This is a genomic window from Pseudonocardia sp. KRD291, from assembly GCF_019263595.1.
GTDB lineage: Bacteria > Actinomycetota > Actinomycetes > Mycobacteriales > Pseudonocardiaceae > Pseudonocardia.
This window is the reverse complement of the sequence record NZ_JADQDD010000467.1, coordinates 1-2,593: the sequence shown is the minus strand read 5'-3', so window position 1 is coordinate 2,593 and position 2,593 is coordinate 1. Positions and strand designations below refer to the sequence as shown.

General features: G+C 69.1%; 3 protein-coding genes. 2 read left to right on the top strand and 1 reads right to left on the bottom strand.

All coding sequences use genetic code 11. The annotated features are described in order from the left end of the window. Window positions 1–41: 41 nt before the first annotated feature. A complete protein-coding gene (locus I4I78_RS31800; RefSeq protein ID WP_218615210.1) occupies window positions 42–434 on the bottom strand; it encodes a DUF5318 family protein in 393 nt (130 codons plus the stop codon). 175 nt (window positions 435–609) lie between these two features. Between I4I78_RS31800 and I4I78_RS31795 the strand changes: the two genes are divergently transcribed. After that, entirely contained in the window at window positions 610–1,254 is a 645-nt protein-coding gene (locus I4I78_RS31795) for a PadR family transcriptional regulator (RefSeq protein WP_218615209.1), read from the top strand. A 13-nt stretch (window positions 1,255–1,267) separates the two neighbouring features. Beyond that, a complete protein-coding gene (locus tag I4I78_RS31790; RefSeq protein WP_218615208.1) occupies window positions 1,268–2,347 on the top strand; it encodes an inositol-3-phosphate synthase in 1,080 nt (359 codons plus the stop codon). Window positions 2,348–2,593: the final 246 nt, after the last annotated feature.

The following is a 2,593-nucleotide window of genomic DNA, read 5'->3' as shown; positions in this document are numbered from 1 at the left end:
TTCGCCGGCGGCGGGGCTGGGGCTGGCTCTGAGGCTGGGGCTCACTCGCCTGCGGTCCTGCGTCGGGTCGTGCGACCGGCGCCGAGGACGAAGGACCGGAGCAGATGATTCCATCCGCACGTCCGGCACACCTCGACCACGTGCACCGAGAAGTCGGTGTGGTGGGCGGCGAGCTGTTCGAGCTCCTCGGGACGCCGGGCGGAGCCCGATATCTGGCGCAGCCCCTCCCCGAACACCCAGGAGACCTGGGTCAGCTTCTCCTTGCGGCAGATCGGGCAGGTCCGGTCCATCGGCTCACCGTGGAAACGGGCGGCTCTCTGCAGGTAGGCACCGGCGTCGCAGACCGCGGCCAGCGTCGTACGACCGGCATGCACGTCCGCCAGAAGCGCACGTCGCTGCAGGGCGTAGTCCACCACCTGTCGCGGGCTGAGCACCCGACCAGCGTACGCGCGGGAGGATCCGGACACGGCCCGGAGTTCACCGCCGGCTGTGATCGCGCTCTCGATCTTCGGGACTCGATGTATCGAAACGATATAGTGGCGCTCGCAACCGGGTAGCCCCCCGAACGGGCCGCCCGAGCCGCCCGACCAGGAACCGGAGGAGGCGAGAATGCTCGAGTTCGCCATCCTCGGCCTGCTCCAGGAACGCCCCCTGCACGGTTACGAGCTGCGCAAACAGCTCGGCCTGCGGCTCGGCGGGCTGCGGGCGTTCTCCTACGGGTCGCTCTACCCGGCCCTGCGCCGGCTAACCCGCGCCGGTCTCATCATCGAGACCGACGACCAGGACGACCTCGACCCGCCCGAGGTCACCACCTGGCCGCGGCGCGGACGTCGCGGGCGCCGGGTCTACCGGATCACCGCCGAGGGCAAGGAGCGCTTCGCCGACATGATCGCCGACGCGGGCCCGCAGGCCTGGGACGACGGCAGCTTCGGCGTGCACCTCGCCTTCTTCTCGCGCACCCCCGCCGAGACCCGGATGCGGATCCTCGAGGGTCGGCGCCGCGCGGTGGAGGAACGCCGGGAGGGCCTGCGCAGCACGCTCGGCCGCACCGGCGAGCAGATCGACCGCTACACCCGCGAGCTGCACCGGCTCGGCCTCGAGGGGACCGAACGCGAGGTGCGGTGGCTCAACGAGCTGATCGCCACCGAGCGCGCCGAGCAGGGCGCGGGAACACCCCAGAACTCCTCCGGCGACGACGCCGAGGACATCCCGGAGGACCCCATCCTCCGGAGACCGGAGCACGACCAGCAATGAGGAGGAGCCTGACATGAGCCAGGTTCGTGTCGCCGTCGTCGGCGTCGGCAACTGCGCGGCGTCACTCGTCCAGGGCGTCCACTACTACGCGGACGCGGACCCGGCCACACAGGTCCCCGGCCTGATGCACGTGGACTTCGGCGGGTACCACGTCCGGGACGTGACGTTCGTGGCCGCGTTCGACGTCGACGCCAAGAAGGTCGGGCAGGATCTGTCCGACGCGATCGCCGCCAGCGAGAACAACACCATCAAGATCGCCGACGTGCCGCCGCTCGGGGTCCCCGTGCAGCGCGGGCACACGTTCGACGGTCTCGGCCGGTTCTACCGGGAGACGATCACCGAGTCGGACGACGAGCCGGTGGACGTGGTGGCGGCGCTGCGCGACGCGAAGGCCGACGTCCTGGTGTCCTACCTGCCGGTGGGCAGCGAGGACGCCGACCGCTTCTACGCCCAGTGCGCGATCGACGCGGGCGTCGCGTTCGTGAACGCGCTGCCGGTGTTCATCGCCTCCGACCCGGAGTGGGCCGAGAAGTTCCGCGCGGCCGGCGTCCCGATCGTCGGTGACGACATCAAGTCCCAGGTCGGGGCCACCATCACGCACCGCGTGCTGGCCCGGCTGTTCGAGGACCGTGGCGTGCAGCTCGACCGCACGATGCAGCTCAACGTGGGCGGGAACATGGACTTCCTGAACATGAAGGAGCTCGAGCGGCTCGAGTCGAAGAAGACGTCGAAGACCCAGTCGGTGACGTCGCAGGTCGACCGCGACATGGGCAAGGCCAACGTGCACATCGGGCCGTCCGACTACGTGTCGTGGCTCGACGACCGCAAGTGGGCCTACGTCCGCCTCGAGGGTCGCGCGTTCGGCGACGTCCCACTGAGCCTGGAGTACAAGCTCGAGGTGTGGGACTCGCCGAACTCGGCGGGGATCATCATCGACGCGGTCCGCGCGGCCAAGATCGCGATGGACCGCGGTATCGGTGGCCCGATCCTGTCCGCGTCGAGCTACTTCATGAAGTCGCCGCCCGAGCAGTACCGCGACAACATCGCGCGGGACGCCGTCGAGGCGTTCATCCGGGGTGACGCGACGTCCTGACGTCGTCGTCGGTGTCGCCGAGGGCCCGGCCGTGGTTGTTTCCACGGCCGGGCCCTTCGCATTCCGCACCCTTTTCTGATCGGAAAGATTGGGAATTGCTTTCGGTGAGCGCAGTCACGAATCTTTACCCGCTCTTTGAGATCTACGTCATTTAATGAGCCCGTGATCGGTTCGTAATATGCCGGACGGCCCTGCGGGACCGTCGCCCATCAGGGGCCTCGGACGCAGGGTCACCGCTCCCGGGGA